Origin of the sequence: Hymenobacter volaticus (genome assembly GCF_022921055.1) — a bacterium.
Classification (GTDB): domain Bacteria; phylum Bacteroidota; class Bacteroidia; order Cytophagales; family Hymenobacteraceae; genus Hymenobacter; species Hymenobacter volaticus.
This window is the reverse complement of record NZ_CP095061.1, coordinates 1,603,601-1,620,901: the sequence shown is the minus strand read 5'-3', so window position 1 is coordinate 1,620,901 and position 17,301 is coordinate 1,603,601. Positions and strand designations below refer to the sequence as shown.

Annotated in this window: 15 protein-coding genes, 1 tRNA gene and 1 pseudogene; 12 read left to right on the top strand and 5 right to left on the bottom strand. The window is 51.2% G+C overall.

Going from position 1 to position 17,301, the window contains the following annotated elements; all coding sequences use genetic code 11:
* The first annotated feature begins 68 nt into the window (after nucleotides 1–68).
* The 6 genes from MUN86_RS07040 (at nucleotide 69) to MUN86_RS07015 (ending at nucleotide 3,762) form a co-directional block, all read left to right on the top strand.
* The gene (locus MUN86_RS07040) at nucleotides 69–368 is read left to right on the top strand and encodes a rhodanese-like domain-containing protein (protein ID WP_245123417.1); all 300 of its coding nucleotides are present in this window, start codon (nucleotides 69–71) and stop codon (nucleotides 366–368) included.
* 183 nt (nucleotides 369–551) lie between these two features.
* Nucleotides 552–1,004 carry a MarR family winged helix-turn-helix transcriptional regulator gene (locus tag MUN86_RS07035; protein ID WP_245123415.1) on the top strand — a complete coding sequence of 151 codons (453 nt, stop codon included), beginning with the start codon at nucleotides 552–554 and terminating at the stop codon, nucleotides 1,002–1,004.
* 35 nt (nucleotides 1,005–1,039) lie between these two features.
* Entirely contained in the window at nucleotides 1,040–1,477 is a 438-nt protein-coding gene (locus MUN86_RS07030) for an organic hydroperoxide resistance protein (RefSeq protein ID WP_280640610.1), read from the top strand.
* 157 nt (nucleotides 1,478–1,634) lie between these two features.
* Nucleotides 1,635–2,633, top strand: coding sequence for an NADP-dependent oxidoreductase (locus tag MUN86_RS07025; protein WP_245123413.1), 999 nt, complete (start codon nucleotides 1,635–1,637; stop codon nucleotides 2,631–2,633).
* Between the two features lie 73 nt (nucleotides 2,634–2,706).
* A complete protein-coding gene (locus MUN86_RS07020) occupies nucleotides 2,707–3,027 on the top strand; it encodes a putative quinol monooxygenase (protein WP_245123411.1) in 321 nt (106 codons plus the stop codon).
* Nucleotides 3,028–3,081: 54 nt separating this feature from the next.
* Entirely contained in the window at nucleotides 3,082–3,762 is a 681-nt protein-coding gene (locus tag MUN86_RS07015; protein ID WP_245123409.1) for a type 1 glutamine amidotransferase domain-containing protein, read from the top strand.
* A gap of 103 nt (nucleotides 3,763–3,865) precedes the next feature.
* On the opposite strand, the gene MUN86_RS07010 is transcribed toward MUN86_RS07015, so the two are convergent.
* Entirely contained in the window at nucleotides 3,866–5,785 is a 1,920-nt protein-coding gene (locus MUN86_RS07010) for a RecQ family ATP-dependent DNA helicase (RefSeq protein WP_245123407.1), read from the bottom strand.
* A 663-nt stretch (nucleotides 5,786–6,448) separates the two neighbouring features.
* Between MUN86_RS07010 and MUN86_RS07005 the strand changes: the two genes are divergently transcribed.
* Nucleotides 6,449–6,685 (top strand): hypothetical protein, encoded by a 237-nt coding sequence (locus tag MUN86_RS07005; protein ID WP_245123404.1) that lies wholly within the window; start codon nucleotides 6,449–6,451, stop codon nucleotides 6,683–6,685.
* Between the two features lie 78 nt (nucleotides 6,686–6,763).
* On the opposite strand, the gene MUN86_RS07000 is transcribed toward MUN86_RS07005, so the two are convergent.
* Both MUN86_RS07000 and MUN86_RS06995 read right to left on the bottom strand, forming a co-directional pair.
* Nucleotides 6,764–7,573, bottom strand: a complete 810-nt coding sequence (locus tag MUN86_RS07000) for a hypothetical protein (protein WP_245123402.1) — start codon at nucleotides 7,571–7,573, stop codon at nucleotides 6,764–6,766.
* Between the two features lie 402 nt (nucleotides 7,574–7,975).
* Nucleotides 7,976–8,637, bottom strand: a pseudogene (locus MUN86_RS06995) (ABC transporter ATP-binding protein).
* Nucleotides 8,638–8,801: 164 nt separating this feature from the next.
* On the opposite strand from MUN86_RS06995, the gene MUN86_RS06990 reads away from it, so the two are divergent.
* Together MUN86_RS06990 and sucC are read left to right on the top strand one after the other, a co-directional pair.
* Nucleotides 8,802–9,935 carry a glycoside hydrolase family 113 gene (locus MUN86_RS06990; protein ID WP_245123401.1) on the top strand — a complete coding sequence of 378 codons (1,134 nt, stop codon included), beginning with the start codon at nucleotides 8,802–8,804 and terminating at the stop codon, nucleotides 9,933–9,935.
* A 198-nt stretch (nucleotides 9,936–10,133) separates the two neighbouring features.
* Entirely contained in the window at nucleotides 10,134–11,327 is a 1,194-nt protein-coding gene (gene sucC / locus MUN86_RS06985; protein ID WP_245123399.1) for an ADP-forming succinate--CoA ligase subunit beta, read from the top strand.
* A gap of 78 nt (nucleotides 11,328–11,405) precedes the next feature.
* Here sucC and MUN86_RS06980 read toward each other — a convergent pair whose 3' ends face one another.
* A complete protein-coding gene (locus MUN86_RS06980; protein ID WP_245123398.1) occupies nucleotides 11,406–11,888 on the bottom strand; it encodes an organic hydroperoxide resistance protein in 483 nt (160 codons plus the stop codon).
* A 146-nt stretch (nucleotides 11,889–12,034) separates the two neighbouring features.
* Between MUN86_RS06980 and MUN86_RS06975 the strand changes: the two genes are divergently transcribed.
* Nucleotides 12,035–12,106 (top strand) — tRNA-Arg (locus MUN86_RS06975).
* 1,832 nt (nucleotides 12,107–13,938) lie between these two features.
* On the opposite strand, the gene MUN86_RS06970 is transcribed toward MUN86_RS06975, so the two are convergent.
* On the bottom strand, nucleotides 13,939–14,814 hold the full coding sequence (locus MUN86_RS06970) for a DUF4440 domain-containing protein (protein ID WP_245123396.1): 876 nt from the start codon (nucleotides 14,812–14,814) through the stop codon (nucleotides 13,939–13,941).
* A 411-nt stretch (nucleotides 14,815–15,225) separates the two neighbouring features.
* Between MUN86_RS06970 and MUN86_RS06965 the strand changes: the two genes are divergently transcribed.
* Both MUN86_RS06965 and MUN86_RS06960 read left to right on the top strand, forming a co-directional pair.
* Entirely contained in the window at nucleotides 15,226–16,263 is a 1,038-nt protein-coding gene (locus MUN86_RS06965) for a sensor histidine kinase (RefSeq protein ID WP_245123394.1), read from the top strand.
* Between the two features lie 38 nt (nucleotides 16,264–16,301).
* Complete coding sequence (locus MUN86_RS06960) at nucleotides 16,302–17,078, top strand: LytR/AlgR family response regulator transcription factor (RefSeq protein ID WP_245123392.1); 777 nt, start codon at nucleotides 16,302–16,304, stop codon at nucleotides 17,076–17,078.
* Nucleotides 17,079–17,301: the final 223 nt, after the last annotated feature.

The following is a 17,301-nucleotide window of genomic DNA, read 5'->3' as shown; positions in this document are numbered from 1 at the left end:
TTCGGTGTGTTTTCAACACCTTTGCTGCTGATAAGCCTTCCTTCCATTCCATTAATAGCAATCATCAAATGCCCGATATCACTCCTACCGAACTGAAACAGCGTCAAGCTGCTGGTGAACAGCCTACCATAATCGACGTACGCGAAACCTGGGAAAACGAAGAAGGCCGCATAGAAGGCAGCCAGAATATTCCGCTCGGCACGTTGCCCCAAAAGCTAGATGAGCTCGAAGAGTTGAAAGAGCAAGAGATTATCGTGCATTGCAAAGGGGGTGGGCGCTCTGCTTCTGCCAAAGCCTTCCTCACGCAGCAAGGCTTTACCAATGTGCGCAACCTGATAGGCGGCTTCCAGGCTTATCAGCAAGGATAAACTAGCTTTTATAACTTCCAAACAAGGAAGGGCGTTTGGCTGTACCAAACGCCCTTCCTTGTTTATAACCCATGAGAAGCCCGCAACAAACACGTATTTCACAACGGTTTACAACTTTTTTTGATATTTGATTGTACACAATTAAACATTACACAATCTAATTCGTTTATTTGATCGAAGCTCATGTCTACCTCCACTAATCCACAAGTTGAAACTGATTTGCTCAAGCTGGAAAACCAGCTTTGCTTCCCTTTGTATGCGGCTTCACGAATGCTAACAAAGGCCTATCAACCTCTTCTGTTGGCCCTCGACCTCACATACCCGCAATACTTGGTGTTTATGCTGCTCTGGGAGCACGAACAGTTAACGGTAAAAGCGCTAGGCGAGAAACTGTTGCTTGATTCGGGCACCCTCACACCCCTGCTGAAGCGCATGGAGCAGAAGCAATGGGTCAGCCGCCGCCGCGACCCCGAAGATGAGCGTTCGGTCATTATTGAGCTGACCCCAGCTGGACGTGCTATGCAAGCCCAAGCACGCCATATACCAGAGCAGCTGCTCGAAAAGCTGGCTATGTCGCCGGTTGAAATCAGTGCCCTTCGCACTCAACTTACGCACTTACTTGCTCAGCTAACTTAATCAGCTGAGATTTTCACCTTCCTTATTACACTATCATGAAAATCGAAAAAGTTTTCACGGCGCAAGCCAAAGCCAAAGGTGGCCGCGACGGCCATATTTCCTCCGACAACCATGTACTCGATTTAGGATTGAGTACGCCGAAGGAAATGGGCGGCCCCGGTAAGGCTGGCACAACCAACCCCGAGCAGCTCTTTGCCGCCGCTTACGCGTCCTGTTTTGAAGGAGCATTAGGCGTAGCTGCCCGGCAGGCCCAAGTGAAATTGGAAGGCGTAACGGTGGAAGCCCTAATCGGCTTTGGCAAAGCAGAAGACGGTGGTTACGGCATTTCAGCTGATCTGCACGTAAACATCCCGGGCATTGGGCAAAGCCAAGCCGAGGAATTGGTAGAAGCCGCCCACGGCATCTGCCCCTACTCGCGCGCGACCCGAGGTAACATCGAAGTTAACTTGACGACTACGACCAACGCCGCTTAAGTCTGCCTCTGCAGAAGGTCATCCTGAGTTCACATAAAACCTTATCGTGAGGTTGCGTACTTGTCTACTCCCAACGTAGACAGTCTGCTTACCTGACCAAGGTTGTTTGTGCAACTCAGGATGACTTTTTGTTTATCCATTACTCACTCACGCACCTATGAAAACACAAGCCATCTTACTGGCGAGTCGCCCCCAAGGCGAGCCAACAGCCAACCACTTTCAGTTCGAAACCCGCGAAGTACCCGCGCTTACAACTGACCAAGTCCTGCTCAAGACCCGCTACGTTTCCGTGGATCCTTACATGCGCGGCCGCATGAGCGACGCCAAATCGTATATAGCACCGTTTGAGGTAGGTAAGCCTATTGTAGGTGGCGTAATGGCAGAGGTAGTAGAAAGCCAGAACGAGAAGCTGTTAGTAGGCAGCCTTGTGGTTGGCAACTTAGCCTGGCAAGAATACAACGTAGCGGATGGCGCGGCTGTGCAGCAGATACCAGCCGACAAAGCGCCTATCAGCTACTTCCTTGGGCTGCTCGGCATGCCTGGTTTGACTGCTTACTTCGGCCTGCTCGACATCTGTCAGCCTAAAGCCGGTGAAACGGTAGTGGTATCGGGGGCTGCCGGGGCCGTAGGCATGGTAGTAGGACAGTTAGCCAAGATTCAGGGCGCCCACGTTATCGGAACAGCTGGCTCCGACGAGAAAGTGGCTTACCTGAAAGAGTTAGGCTTCGATGAAGCAATCAACTACAAAACCACTCCCGACATAGCTCAGGCCCTTGCTGCCGCAGCCCCTAATGGTATCGATTGTTACTTCGACAACGTGGGCGGCGCTATCAGCGACGCCGTGTACGATCAACTCAACAAGCACGCTCGGATTGCCCTTTGCGGTCAAATTTCCACTTACAATGCCACCGAAGTACCCGTTGGCCCACGCCCGGAAGGCAAGCTTCTCAAAACCAGCGCCAAGCTTCAGGGTTTTATCGTTTCCGACTACTTGAACCGCTGGCCGGAGGGTGTAAAACAACTGACCGAGTGGTACAGCGAAGGCAAGCTCAAGTTCGAGGAGACTATCACTGAGGGTTTCGACCAAATTCCGGCAGCCTTCTTAGGCCTGTTTAAAGGCGAAAATACCGGTAAAGCCGTAGTAAAGGTAGCCTAAGAGCTTCCCAGCGGCAGTCCAATACTTGTTCACTAACCCGCGGTGCTACGGCAGTGCGCTAAACCCAATGTCGATGAGCAAGCAAGTAGCTAACCCGGCTGATGTATACTGTGTAGCAGCCGAGTGGCGGGCGCAGGCCGGACAGGAAAAACGTGTAGCCCAGTTGCTACTGAAAATTGCAGTGGCTGTCGAACAGCACGAGCCCGGCAACTTGCAGTACACTGCGCACCAAGACCCGGTAGAACCAGGCCACTTTTTCCTCTACGAACAGTATATCAACAAAGAAGCCTTCGAAGCGCACCGCCAAACAGCCCACTACCAAGAAATTGTAATCAACCAGATTGTGCCTTTGCTTACGGAGCGCAAGGTATTTTTCTACCTCCCTTTGGTATAGCGCAGGCCGTACTGGCCTACAGCCACTTTTCTTATTCTCTTAAAACTCGCACCCATGAACCTACTAATGGTTTTAACCTCGCACGACCAGCTAGGCAATACCGGCAAGAAAACTGGTTTTTGGCTAGAGGAATTTGCGGCACCTTACTACGTGTTCAAAGACGCTGGCGCTACCCTCACGCTGGCTTCTCCTAAAGGCGGCCAACCACCCCTCGACCCCAAGAGCGACGAGCCCGGCGCGCAGACCGAAGCCACCAAACGCTTCAAGCAAGACCCCGACGCCCAGAACGCCTTGGCCACGACCGTGACGCTCGATAGTGTTTCAACTGCTGACTACGATGCCGTATTTTACCCTGGAGGCCATGGCCCGCTGTGGGACCTAGCCGAGGATAAGACCTCAATTGCCATAATTGAAGCTATGTACTTGGCTGGCAAACCAGTGGCAGCCGTTTGCCACGCACCGGGTGTGCTGCGGCATGTGAAGTCACCCACCGGCTCGTTGCTGGTAGAAGGCAAGGCGGTTACGGGTTTCACTAATACCGAAGAAGCCGCAGTTCAACTGACCGATATTGTGCCCTTCTTGGTGGAGGATGAACTGAAGAAAGCCGGCGGCCATTATTCGAAGGTAGAAGACTGGCAGCCGTACATAGTGACAGCTGGCAACTTGATTACCGGCCAAAACCCGGCCTCATCAGAAGCCGCCGCCGTAGAACTGCTCAAGCAGCTAGGCAGGTAACCGCAGCACAAATTATTTCGAAAGCAACGAGCCCTGGCAACCCACATTATGGATTGCCAGGGCTCGTTGGCGTTTTGGAGGCTACCAGAAAAGCAAAGCTTGCTTATTGCAAACGGCCATCGGGCGCGTAACGCAACTCCCCTAGCTCTACTAGTTCCCGCAGTTGCTCGGTTATGGAAGTGGCTTGGCCAGGCGCGAAATGGGCAAGTACTTCGCGGGGCGTTTGCGGCGTGGTGCGAAGCAGCGTTAGAAGCTGTTCGCGTAGCGACGCCGGAGCTACTGCATCCTGTTTTGCTTTCTTCCTGGCTAAGCAAAAGTCGCAGACCCGGCACGCGGGTGCATTCAACTCACCGAAATATTCGAGCAGAAGCTGCTGGCGGCAACGCCCGCCGGTAACGTACTGGATGACTGACTCAGTTTTTCGCGTAGCAAGTTCGCGAGCCTGAAGCAGACGCTTTTGGTCGAGCGGGAGCTTATCGGCATCGAAGCGGGGCGTAGTAAATTGCGCCTGCGGTGAATCGTGGCGGGGTTGGTACTGAATAATGCCCGAGCGGTGTAGAAACAAGAGCATCTTGCGCAGATCCGTTACGCTCATCTTCAGGTGCTGAGCAAGGCTGTTTTCGGAAATCCGCTGAAAGCCTGCGAATAATTCGCCCCCGTGAAAGCGCAATAAGCTCTTGATTAGTTGATCGTGCTGGGCATTGGCCACTTGAAAACGGTAGAGGTCAGTGTGGTCGATGGGGATGTAGACCCGGGCCGGGTCGTTGACGGCCTCGTTGAGCAGCACGTATCCTTCACGCGCCAAGGTGCGCAGGCTATTGTGTGCTTCCAGCGCCTTGATTCGGTAGGTTTCTGCGAACTGCTGAATATCAAAATCGAAGGCCACTAATTCGCCGCCGCCAACTGCCGTGCGCGAGTAATTGGCAAGGGCTTGGTACACGCGGCGTACCGTATCGAGTGGCGGATAGGCCTGCTGGGTGCGGCGGCGCAGCTCGTCGGCATCATTAGGCCCTTCGAGGAGCACGGCAAAGGCATACTTTTCGTCGCGGCCGGCCCGGCCTGCTTCCTGGTAGTATGCTTCCAAGGTATCAGGAGCCTCTAAGTGCACAACCAAGCGCACATCAGGCTTGTCGATGCCCATGCCAAACGCGTTGGTGGCCACAATGCAATGCACTTTGTTTTGCATCCAGTCCTGCTGAATGCGGGTGCGTTGGTCGCTAAGCAAGCCTGCATGGTACGCAGCAGCCCGCAGACCGTGCTGCTGCAAGTAGGCAGCGGTGTCTTCGGTTTGGCGGCGGGTACGGGCGTACACTATGCTGGTCTTTCCTATTCCTACGCCGCGCACCACTTCCAGCAGGCGACGCAGTTTGTCTTCTGTGGCTAGTACCGAATACGACAGATTGGGTCTAGCGAAGCTCTGCTGAAATACCTGATAGCCGGACCGAAAACGTAGATTTTCGACTATATCCTGCCGCACTTTCTCGGTAGCTGTTGCCGTGAGGGCAATGCAGGGCACTCCCGGCAGCAGTTCCCTTAATTCCGCAATTCGCAGATAAGGGGGCCGAAAATCGTATCCCCATTGCGAAAGGCAGTGCGCTTCGTCGACGGCGAGCAAGCTTACTTTCATCTTGCCCACTCGGGCCCGAAACATATCCGTCAGTAAGCGTTCCGGCGATACGTACAGAAACTTCACCGGCCCGTACACGCAGTTGTCCAGTGTCTGGTCGATTTCCTGGTGGCTCATGCCCGCGTACACGGCTTCGGCTTTGATGCCACGCTTGCGTAGGTTTTCCACCTGATCCTTCATTAGCGCAATCAGCGGCGATATGACTAGGCATAATCCGTCGCGAGCCAGAGCGGGTACTTGAAAGCAGATGCTCTTTCCTCCACCAGTTGGCAACAAAGCTAGTACATCCTGACCGGCTAATACCGTCCGTATGATGTCTTCCTGCAACGGCCGAAACGCCATATGCCCCCACGTCTGATTCAGTACGTGCAGTATATCGTCGGTGGGTACAGGCAAGAGAATAGGAAGCTTAGCGAAACCACGAAGGTACGGCCGCTGCGCTGGAAACGAAAAGCTAGAATAGTTCAGTAGGTTCAATTAAGCTCCACAGGAACGCAACCTCATTTGTTGCACTATACAAAGTTCCAGCTTTAAATCGCTGTACACTATAAATCCTTGTAAAGTTTTATAACGCCATCAAATAGCTTGTTTTCAAGATTATATAGAGCAGCTATAATTATCAATAAAATTATTTTTCTCAAGCGATAGTCCAATGGAATAAATATAATTACATTTATCACATCAAAAGCTTCTTGAAAGCACTTCAGACAAGTTCAATCAAGCATAAAGCTAATTAGCCCCGCTTCTGTACTACATCAACACCCCTATTCGCTGCCCTTTTTTATTCACATTATTATGAGCATTGAACTATTGTCAGAAACCTCTACTGTATCCATTTCATATGACAGCCGCAACAGTTGGCTATATCTGGATTGGTTTGGGGATCTTACGCTGAGTTCGGTTCAGGAAAGCTGCTTGCTTATTGCAAAATGTTTTCTTTCTCGAAGCTGCGCACGTATTCTCAACGACAACACAAACGTAACTAGTATCACCTCTGATGTTGGTGTCTGGCTAGCCAACGACTACTTGCCTTATATGCACTTGGCTGGGGTTGAACACATGGCCTGGGTTTACTCCACTGGCATTGACATCCGGTGCTGCACTGATGTAGCGCTCTACAATATCTCCACACCTGTAGTAGCCCTTTTCAGTGACATTGCATCTGCCTACAGTTGGCTATGCTCGGTTAAGTTTAAAGCGCCACCGCTACCCACAGCGAAACCAGTGTACCGCAATCAGCAGGAGTTGAAAAGCTACGTTTCATCGTTGTCGACAAACGCACTGTACGTGTACTAGCTCCCATATAATCTTATAAAATGAAAAGCCTGGCTCCGATTGGAACCAGGCTTTTGCATTTATGCGCCTAAGGCTTGCTTAAGCGGCAGCTGATTGACCATTTTCGCGGTCGTCAATCGCCTTCTTAAGCTTAGCAATAGCCTGCGTAGCACGCTCGTCGTCCAGACGGTTGATGTTAAGCAACATCTTGGTCTTCTCTTGACGCGTGATAACCGGATGGTTTAGCAGACGAATAATCTCTTCCTTCTGCGAAGCCGAGGCATACGTAACAGGAGTTGGAGCTTCAACAGCAGCAACTGGCTCGGCTACTACAGCTTTCATAGGAGCGGCAGCTTCAGCAGCAGGCGCTGGGGCAGCAGCGGCAGGCACTACAGCCATAGCCGGCTGGGCTGCAACTGGCATGTTGCCACCATACTCCATTTCTTCAGCCGGCGTAGGCTCGTAACCAGCGGCCCGAATAATCCAGGCCAAAATGTTACGATATGCTTTGCCAATAGCCCGGGTCTGGGCCATGCTCATAATTGCAAATTCCTGATAGAACTTCTTGCCTTGCTCTTTACTAGAGCAAATAGCGAAGCCAGCACCTACCGTTTGTCCGGAACGCATGTCAAACAGCGTCACCTTGGCTTGATACTTCAGTTCTTGATCGTTTGAAACGTTGATGACATGGTCAACGATAGGCACGATGCCTAAGCGCGAACCGGCGTACTGCCAGCCTTCCACGTTCACAAACTCTTTGCCTTGCACCGTGGTGGTCAGCTTGTTTTCCTTGATGAACTTGGCCAGATCGGTAGCCAAGTGCAGCGTTTCGTCGGAGCGCGAAATATCGTAGCTCTCCACTTTGGTCTTGCGAATCGGCTCTTTGATGGTCTTGGTTGCTTCGCTCATGGCGTCTGTTCTATTATGTCCTGTAATACCGTGTTTGTGTTATGTACTGTTAACGCCCCAAGGTACGAAAAGGTGCAAAAATATATATTTTTTTTTGCAAATTTTTCCTCTGTATATCAAGTACTTACAAAGCTGTTTGTCAAATTCTTTAGCGAACTAACATTTTTAGCTAAAAGCATCGGTTTAAGCCGCCTTTCTCAAGGCTTTTTGCTCGCTAATTGAGTTGTTTAGGCATAAGAAAACCCGCTGCTGCGTTTCCGGAAAACGCGGCAGCGGGTTACCTACATGGTCCGGGGCAGACGGACGCATTACCAGGGTCGTATGCTAATTAATCGTACCGGGAAACAACTTCACTTCCCGATGCCTTTTGTACGAGCAAGCTGAACAAGGAGTTGTAGTGCCTTAATTGTTGCCCTCCCAGATAAGCCCGTCCTTCATCGTAATCTTGCGGTCGGCCATTTCAGCCAACTGATCGTTGTGCGTAACGATGACGAAGGTTTGGCCTAACTCTTTGCGCAGCAGAAAGAAGATTTGGTGCAGCTCCTGCGCGTTTTGCGAGTCGAGGTTACCGCTCGGTTCGTCGGCGAAGATGATTTCGGGGAGTTGATGAGGGCACGCGCAACGGCAGTACGCTGCTGCTCGCCACCGCTCATTTCGCTTGGCTTGTGGTCGGCGCGGCGTTCTAGGTTGAGCATGCCCAGCAACTCTCGAGCCCGCACGCGGGTTTCCGTTTCCGAGCGGCCTGCCAAATAAGCGGGCAAGCATACGTTTTCGAGGGCCGTAAACTCGGGCAGCAGGTTATGAAACTGGAAGATAAAGCCGATGTGGCGGTTGCGAAACCGTGCCAGCTCCGACCGTTTCAATGAGCTAACGGACTCGCCATCGAAGAGCACCTCTCCCGAATCCGGGTTGTCGAGGGTGCCCAGGATATGCAGCAGCGTGCTTTTACCCGCCCCCGAAGAACCTACAATCGATACTATTTCCGATTTCTCAATCGTCAAATCAATGCCCTTGAGGACTTCCAGCGTGTTATATTTCTTTCGAACGTTGATGGCTTGCAGCAAAACGGAACCAGGTAAAGTGAGCCGAGGGTATAGGAAACAAAGCTACGGGTTGACCAGCAGATTACGCGGCTCACCCTGATTTCGATGCCACCCACATAAGCAAGTGCGGCGTTTGCGCTTGCCATTGGTTTTCTGCTATTTGAATTCCTTGTTTCAACCGTGCTATGGCCACTACTTTTTCTTTTGTGTCGGTGCGCCGACTTTGGTGGCTGCCCTTGTTGCTTTTGGCAACACCCATAGCGCTAGTTGTCCTGTGGTGGCATTGGCCTCGGCCTACGCCTTCCACGAAAACATCTACTAGTCTTGCCACTTTAGCCGGGCCGCGCCCTACCGACAATCGCCTGCGGGGAGTAAATTGGGTTGCGGCCGATTCCATTGCCAGTTCCAACCTAGAGCCGTTAGTGCGCAATGGCATCACTTGGATAGCCCAAACCCCTTTTGGCTGGCAAGCGGGAGCGGCCACACCCGAGGTTCGCCTGCACACGGGCGCAGGGAACCGTGGCTATTGGGGTGAAAGTGACCGGGGTTTGGTGTACACCACCAACATGGCCCGAAAACACGGCATTCATACCATGCTTAAGCCTCATTTATGGCTGCGTGGCGGCAGCGGCTCGTGGCCTGGCGACATCAAGATGGCCTCCGCCGCCGACTGGCAAATTTGGTTTGCCAGCTATTCCGTTTTTTTGCTGCACTATGCCCAGCTAGCTGAAAGCACTGGCATGGATGCCCTGTGTATCGGCACTGAGTTGCAGCACGCCAGCGTGGGGCACGAAGCGGAATGGCGGACCCTTATTGGCAAAGTGCGCAACGTGTATCATGGCCCCCTCACCTACGCGGCTAACTGGAGCGGCGAGTTCGAGCAAATTCGCTTTTGGGATGCCTTGGACTACATCGGTATCCAAGCTTATTTTCCTCTCAGCAAAACCACTCGGCCCACTAAAGCAACTTTGCTTACTTCTTGGAAGGAGCCGCTACGCCGCATTGAAGCCGTGCAGAAGCGCTACAAAAAGCCAGTCCTGTTCACCGAAATCGGTTACAAAACCACACCCGACGCTGCTATTGAGCCTTGGGCCTGGCCCGACCGCACGGCCGTGTTTACCGAGCTAGACGAACAAACCCAGCGCATTTGCTACGAGGCTATGTTCGAGACATTCTGGCGGCGGCCCTGGTTTCAGGGCACTTTTATTTGGAAGTGGTACCCCGGCTTGCAACCCGATGGCCCCGCCCGTCGCCACCTCGATTTCACACCTCAGCACAAACCCGCCGAACAGGTCATGGCGCAGTGGTACGGCCGGTAGCGTGTCGAGTTGGCCGAGTACGCACTGTAGCCAGCAGCAAGGGCGAACCGCTTGGAGGCAATCGAACTACGCAGTTAGCGGGCTTCTAAAAGGAATAATTTTATAGAAAGCACGAACTAGAAAGCCGCAACCAGAAACTGGAAACTCTTTTCTACCTACTTTCGTGCACATATCGAACCACCTCCATAACTGACCTCCATGAACATTCACGAGTATCAGGGCAAAGACATTCTGAAGCGCTACGGTGTACGCGTGCAGGAAGGCATTGTGGCCGACACCGCCGATCAGGCAGTGGCCGCCGCCAAGAAGCTGAACGCTGACACCGGCACTAGCTGGTACGTAATCAAAGCCCAAATTCACGCTGGCGGCCGCGGCAAAGGGGGCGGCGTGAAGCTGGCCAAAAACCTGGATCAGGTAAAAGAAATTGCCGACCAGATTATCGGCATGCAGCTCGTGACCAAACAAACCGGCGCCGAAGGCCGCAAAGTGCACAAAGTGCTTGTTGCCCAGGACGTGTACTATCCCGGCGAGTCGGAAACTAAGGAGTATTACATGAGCGTGCTGCTCGACCGTGGCACCGGCAAAAACGTCATCATCTACACCACCGAAGGCGGTATGGACATCGAGGAGGTTGCCGAGGCGCACCCCGAGAAAATCCACCGCGAGCATATCGACCCACGCGTGGGGTTGCGTCCGTTCCAGGCCGCCAAAATTGCCTTCAACCTCGGCCTGACTGGCCCAGCCCAAAAGGAAATGGTGAAATTCGTAACGGCGCTTTACAAAGCCTACGACGACACCGATTCGGCCATGTTCGAAATCAACCCCGTGTTGAAGACTTCGGACAACAAAATTCTGGCCGTTGACGCCAAGGTGACCCTGGACGAAAACGCTATGTATCGTCACCCCGATTTTGCTGCCCTGCGCGACACCAACGAGGAAGACCCCTTGGAAGTGGAAGCTTCGGCCTCAAACCTGAACTACGTGAAGCTTGACGGCAACGTAGGGTGCATGGTAAACGGCGCGGGCTTGGCCATGGCCACCATGGACATTATCAAACTAAGCGGTGGTGAACCCGCCAACTTCCTCGACGTAGGGGGTGGAGCTAATGCCCAAACTGTAGAAGCTGGTTTCCGCATCATCCTGAAGGATCCGAACGTGAAAGCCATCCTCATCAACATCTTCGGTGGCATCGTGCGTTGCGACAGGGTGGCAAACGGTGTAGTAGAAGCCTATAAGAACATTGGCGACATCAAAGTGCCGATTATTGTGCGTCTGCAAGGCACTAACGCCGAGGAAGGCGCCCGCATCATCGACGAGTCAGGCCTCAAGGTGTATTCAGCCGTACTGTTGAAAGACGCCGCTGAGCGCGTGAAAGAAGTGTTGGCAATGTAATTTACCAGAGCACCAAGAATAGAAACGGCCGCTGGAGATGTCTCCAGCGGCCGTTTCTATTCTTGGTGCTCTGGTCTTCTAGCTTTCTTTGGCTACACCGGCATTTTCTTCGGCTTCAACCGGAATAGGTTGTCCCTGTACTCGTAGTTCCACTTCCATGTTGCCACGGGTACCTACCGAATAAGGACATATTTTGTGTGCTTGGCGCACCATGTCAATGGTTTTATCGTGGTCGAATTTCTTCAGATCTACGTCGAGTATAGCGCTCAAGCCATAGCCTTCTCCCTCCTGGAACAACGACACCGAGCAGTTTACAGTGGTGTCGGCGTCGAGTTTATCGTTGGCACGCTGCGCAATAACCAATAGAGCTTGCTGAAAGCAAGAAGCATAACCAGCAGCAAACAGTTCTTCCGGATTGGTAGCTCCTTTCTTTCCACCTAAGCCTTCTGGCACCGACATATCGAGGTCGATAATACCCGTAGTGGAACGTACGTGGCCGCTACGGCCGCCAACGGCAGCAGCTTCAGCCGTGTAGAGAGTTTTCTTTTCAGTGGTTGCCATAATGGATTTTGGTTGGTCGAGTTCAAGAGTAGTTAACTGAATTGACGCTTGTAAGGTTGTGGCAGGTCAGTACAGGTTTTTGCAGAAAATGTAGCACTAGGTTTGGCTGCAACGCTATTTCTGCCTAGTTTTGCCGCTCTTAATTCGGTCACGTCGTACAACGGATAGTATGAGAGTTTCCGAAGCTCTTGATCTAGGTTCGATTCCTAGCGTGACCACAAACAGTGTCTGAAAACGCCCTCTACATGCTGTAGAGGGCGTTTTTGTTTTACACCAGTAAAACAATAGATGAATTTCTGTTTTAAACTGAGCGCTTTTTCAAGTATTTAATTGCCTAGAATTAAACAAGCTAGGCAAGAACTTTACTCCTACACCTTTTGCTAGTACATCAGCTTTGTGCGGCGGTATGCAAGAAGCTCAAGCAAATTTTTACGTCTACACTTCGCCAATGTGAGTAGATTAAGTGCACTCAAACTGTATCTACTTATCAAACTTCCTTGCCTAAGCAACAGGATTTCTATGTTGCTTAGGTAGTTATGTTTCCGCTCTAAGGAGACTATTACATGCCCAAACGGATCAATAAGTGTCTCCAATGAGCCTAACCTCAAATAGCTGACTGCAATAATTGTTGCTTAGCAAATCGTGCATCATTCAATAAGGCATACGTTCTATCGTTTTAATTAAAGCAAATAAGATTAAGCCTATAAATTTGACTGCCTACACTAGAATACTACAAAAATCAATTAAAATACTTATATCACTTGCGTAGTGCTAATCAATCTACTACCTTGGTGACATACTAACGCAACCTACTCCAATGTGAATCGTGCCGCACGGGCTTAATGCCGCGAAATCTGTTTAGCCGAAACTACTCGGTCGGTATATAATATATATGCCGAGCTTTCTAGGTTATGTCCCTGCGGCACCGCCGCAGACATTTGTCTGCGCCCCAGTATTGCGTGCTGGGTTTAATCCACGTCCATTTCGGCAGTGAGCCGAACACAGGGCGTTGCAAATCATGTAAGGAGGGTGTATACCCACTTCGTTGCTTAGAGCTGTATTTCCCATCCCCCATGGGAGACCTCTAAACCTATTGTTGTGCTTTCTAGTGTACTCGGTCTCGACGACTCTTTGTCAGACATGTGCTGTGTGCTAGTAAGGTTCCACTATACTTTTTAGGTTGGCTAATAACTCTGCCAAACCTTAGAACTGGTGATTCAGCTTCAATTCGTACGCAATCAAGTGAGTAGCCCGCGCGAGTCTTTTCACCTTGAAGAGAGCACTACCCTCCTATTCCCAATCTTATCGACTCATATCCAATGAAGCTGCCTGATCCCCTCTTTTTTCGTTTAATGTCTACATGGCGTAGATCTGAAAGTGTGTTTGCCAGCCGTGGTTTGCGCAAACTCAATAATTCCTCAACTAACTATAAAGGCTGGCGTGTTGTCTTCTCGCCAACCCATTTGCAACTCGACAGAGAAGCCTTAGAGCGAAGTGGCTACCCATCCTCCGCTTTAAATGAAAACTAATTAGTGTTGCTTTAACCCTCGTGGCTTGCTTTGGGCCACGAGGGTTAGCAGTGATATAATGCTTTACTTATCGCAAATGCTTGGTGGGTCTTGATAGTTAGGTTGGACGACATACAAAATGGGTTTTAGCTTACCTCTTAGGTAACCTTGCTTTAGGTATCAATAGGGCGGCTTGCAAACGCAGGTTTACTATGAAGTAACTTTTAAACAGAAATTACTAGCTATTCATTTAACGAAGTGTGCCATCCGAGGAGCGAGCAAAACTGTAAACCAGTTTCTCACTTCTCGGATGGCACACTTCGTTAAATGAATAGCTACTACATGATAGTGCAACTCTTTTTGATGTCAATTAGCCATGGGAAGGCATTATTTATCCTCTTTAGAGTATCTGACACTGATCAATCCAGTAGCCTATAGCCTTCCGAAGCAAGGACAAGAGAAGCAATAAGCGCACAGTGCCCTGAACTGTATATGAGCAGTGACGCCAGCATTACTGTGAAAGCAATTTGCTGGTTTGTTGGCTAGTGCAAGTCCATTACTTCGTGTACTAATTTCCACACGCAGTTTGCGTCCCGTCTCCAGATGCGCAGAAAAGGGCCGCTTTGCTGCTGGTACTGGGCATAGCCATAGGTAAAGCCTAAGTCGTTGGATGCAGCTGCTACTGCTTTTACGGAAGTATAGGTGGCCCGCGCAGTTTGGCTGGCCGCAAATGGTATAGCAGTTGGCCCCACGTACGGCTGACTACCCGTTCGATACAGTCGCACTGCTTCGGTGGGCGCTAGCACTTGGCGGTAAGCAGCTCCCAACGATCGAGAACCAGCCACCTGCGCTATATCGGCCTCCAGACCCAACAACTCTTTTTGACTAGTAGCTGTGTCGGTAGCGGCTAAGAACTTTTTTCTTGTGACAGAGGGCTCATGTAAGGTAGCTGCCGCTGGCTGATTGGGAGCAGGATGCGTGATGCCTACATCGGCCAACACTTTCCACTCTCCAGTGCTGGTTTTGCGCCAGACGCTAGTAAACTGCCCAAAAGCCACCGGCGCATCAGTAGTTGCCTGAGGCCTTACCTCGAAAGGCCCCGTAGTGTAGCCAAAATCACCGGAAGCAGCTATGTCAGCGTACACGGGCCACCAGGAAAGCACGCTCGGTTGGTCGGCCATCTTCTCGTACAACGGCTTACCGAGCTGGTATCGGCCCCTTACCACAACCAACGCTTCATCCGCTAAGTAGCGCGTGAATCCGGCTTTAATACCGTGCTTACCAGTGAATTCAGCAAAGTTGCGCTCTGCCAACACCAAAGTCCAATACGCTGACGGGCGGGTGTCGGTGGTGCGGGCCGGCGGCCCGCTCAGATAGCCGATGGCTGCAAAAAGCAACAGAGAAACGGGCTTGTACATAAAATGAAAACTGAAGTGGGCACGCTGGCAAGGCGCCGAGCTACAACAGTTGCGCATGGCAGCCCGGCCAAGCCGCAGATTTGGTTTGGTGCGCCAAGATCTTGACGAAAGACACCTGCGGAAAACAGAAAATAACGAGTTGAGGAAAGCACTGTCCCAACTCTCTTTTTCGGTGCTTCAACCGCAATGCTTACTAGCCAAGCAAGAGGCACGAAAAGCAGCAGTACCCTAATAAAGCGCTTCGCACAACCTTTAAGTGGAAACGACCGCGCTACTGGAGCAGGGTGTTGAAGCGGCCAACCATTAACTCACGTTTTTCCTCAATTCAACCCCTGGTTCTGCCAAATCGGGTGGGATTAGCTTTGGGCTAGCTTAGCTGGAAGTTTATATTTGGTAAACAAGCTTCTCTTCATGCCAGCGCAACCTGCAGAACAATTAGATGATCGGTGGATCCGAGTCGGTGGCATCACCTTATTCGTGCTATTGACGGGGTATGCCTACAAAGCGTATGAGCACCCGTTTAGTGTTCAAACGGCCAAAATCCTTTCGGAATCGTTGATTAATTCCGCCATTACGTGGGAGGTTGACCGCTGGATCATCATGCATTTTCAACGCCGGTTTCCTTTGCTGAAACAGGTCCGAACGCGGCTGCTATTTGTAATCCCGTTGTGCTGGGCGTTCAATATACTGCAAGACTGGGCGATGATGTGGCTCGTTGATGTAACCAACTTCCACGCGCCGTATTCGAGAGCCGCCTATCTGCAAACTATTCAGAGTGGCCTCATTATCACCTTCCTCATTACGGGCATTCAAGAGGCCGTGTATTATTTCTCGCGGCTGCTGCAAGCAGAAAGAGAAACCGAGCAGCTTAAGAAAGAAAACCTGCAAACCCAGCTCGACAGCCTCAAACAGCAAGTCAATCCACACTTTCTATTCAATAGCCTCAATACCCTTTCCTACCTCATCAGCGAGGATGCCGAGAAGGCCGAAGAATTTTTGGATGAGATGTGCAAGGTGTACCGCTACTTGCTGCGCAACAACGAAAACGAGCTAACCAACCTAGCCACGGAACTGCAGTTCATCCGCTCGTATTTCCACTTGCTTAAAACCCGCTACGGCGACAGTCTGCACCTAAACCTAGCTATTGAGCCAAGCGACGAGCAACGCCTGCTGCCCTCCTTAACCTTGCAGCTACTGGTAGAAAACGCAGTGAAGCACAACGTCATCCATAAAGACCACCCCCTTACGGTGCACATCAGCACCCAGAACAACGGGCAGCTGACGGTGAAAAATAACCTGCAGAAAAAGGTACAGAAAGTGGCTTCCAACCAAGTTGGGCTTAGCAACATTGCCAGCAAATTCAGCTTGCTCAAGCAGCCCGACATCAAAGTTCAGCAGACCGAAACCGAATTTCTGGTCACGATTCCCCTTATTCAGCCGAGTCACTAACTCTCTACTTTGCTGCTCCTTTCTCGGAGTCTCTCCTTATGAAAATCCTGATCGTCGAAGACGAAGAAATGGCCGTTAAGAAGCTTACCCGGACTTTGGCTTCCGTAGAGCCCACGGCCGAAGTAGTAGGTGTGGCGGGCAGCATCCGCGAAACAGTGAACTGGCTGAATGCCCACCCGGCTCCGGAACTGATTTTGATGGACATTGAGCTAGCCGATGGCCAGAGCTTCCAAATATTCGAGGAAACCGAGGTAAAAAGCACGGTTGTGTTTACCACTTCCTACGACGAATACGCCATCAAGGCCTTCAAGGTCAACAGCATTGACTATTTGCTCAAGCCCATTCAGAAAGACGAACTGCGGGCAGCCCTCGACAAGTATACGCAGGTGAAAGCCTTGTACCAAGGCCCCACAACCGAGCCAGCAATGAATGTGAGCAGCCTGATTCGGGAGTTGCAGCAGCTGCAACCCAAGGAGTACCGCCAGCGGTTTTTGGTGCAGTACGCGCAAAAGCTGGTTTCCATTGAGACGCCGCAGATTGCCTACTTCTACAGCGACGAACGGCTGAACCTGTTTAGAACTTTCGATGGCAAGAAAATGGCCGTAGACTACACGCTCGATGAGCTAGAAGCCATGCTCGATCCAGCCCGTTTTTTCCGCATCAGCCGTTCGTTTCTGGTGGCTATCGACAGCGTAGAGCAGATTCAACCCTACTTCGGCAACCGGCTGGCGTTGCAGCTCAAACCCACCATCGATAAAGAGGTGATTGTAAGCCGGGAAAAGCTGACGCCTTTCAAAACCTGGATGGGCAAATAAGCTCCCTCTTTCTCTTAAAGAAACCAGCCATTTGTATGGCTACAAAGAAGTCCGCTAGCGCGGACTTCTTTGTTGGTGCATACTGCTCTGAATACCTAAATAGCTCCAGATAGAGCCAGTAGACTCGAAGTAATCACTGCGCTTCAACAAGCAGACACCAAGCTATGCTGTTTGCATAGGATTTTCTGAATACTTTAAGAATAGAGATTCTACAATTCAAGCA